The sequence below is a fragment of the Planktosalinus sp. genome (genome assembly GCF_059864935.1).
The window spans coordinates 1-1,021 of the sequence record NZ_JCBCCK010000431.1; the positions used below are offsets into that span (position 1 = coordinate 1).

A 1,021-nucleotide genomic window follows, 5' to 3' on the forward strand; every position below is an offset into this window, starting at 1 on the left:
CATACGCCATGCAGAAGAATTGTCGATAACCGTTGTGCCGGCTGCTGCAAATTTTGGTGCCCATTCAAGTGAAGCTTGACCTCCGGCAGAGAATAAAGCGATATCGGGTTTTGAGTCAACTGCAGTTTGTAAACCGATTACGGTGTGCTCTTTTCCTTTAAACGTCACTTTTTTACCAACAGATTTTTCTGAAGCAACCAACATTAGTTCTGTGATTGGAAAATTCCTTTCTTCAAGCACCTGAAGCATGACTTCGCCAACCATTCCAGTGGCACCCACTACTGCTATTCTCATAAACATCACCCGCGAAGGCGGGTGTCTCATTAATTAAACACCTAAAATATCTTATATCAAACCTGCTTTTCAGCAAAGGGACAAAGTTAAAAATAACCCCCATTTAAAATGGTTAAAAATCATATAAAAAAACCACTCGTTATTAGCGAGTGGCTTTAAGTTAGAATATATAGTGAGCGGTATTATTTCTTCAGTAAGTCCCTGATTTCTGCCAAAAGTTCTTCCTGAGAAGGTCCTTTGGGAGCAGCAGGCGCTTCCACTTTTGGTTTTCTGGCCCTATTGTATGCCTTAACAATCATAAATAAAACAAAACCAACAACTACCAAACTAATCAAAGTATTGATCCAGGCACCATATCTGACGGCATTTTCAGGCTTTGAAATTGTGCCGTCTGCCGCAACAATAGCCTCAGAAAGAACAACCCGCAAATCTGCAAAGTCCATGCCGCCGGAAAAATGACCCACAATGGGCATCATAATGTCACTGACAAACCCATTGACAACGAGGCCAACAGCCCCGGCTAAAATAACTGCCACGGCAAGGTCGATCACATTACCGGTCATTATAAAGTCTTTAAATTCTTTGAACATAGGAGTAAGGTTATAAGTTAGTTAACCCTAAAGTTAATTGATTTCTTTTAATCAATCACCACTCTTTTTACTCTTTGAGAGATGGCTGTAATTATTTCATAGGAAATGGAGTTGATACTCCCGGCAAATTCTTCAGC

The 1,021-nt window shown here is 40.5% G+C and carries 1 protein-coding gene and 1 pseudogene; both read right to left on the reverse strand.

Annotated features, from left to right (window positions below; genetic code table 11):
* A pseudogene (locus AC6F75_RS12965) lies at window positions 1-294 on the reverse strand (aspartate-semialdehyde dehydrogenase); the annotation flags it as partial.
* A gap of 182 nt (window positions 295-476) precedes the next feature.
* Window positions 477-884 (reverse strand): large conductance mechanosensitive channel protein MscL, encoded by a 408-nt coding sequence (gene mscL, locus AC6F75_RS12970; protein ID WP_500715515.1) that lies wholly within the window; start codon window positions 882-884, stop codon window positions 477-479.
* Window positions 885-1,021: the final 137 nt, after the last annotated feature.

Bases quoted from the DNA above. Each gene is read 5' to 3' on its own strand.
- mscL (WP_500715515.1), bottom strand. From the start codon at position 884: ATGTTCAAAGAATTTAAAGACTTTATAATGACCGGTAATGTGATCGAC.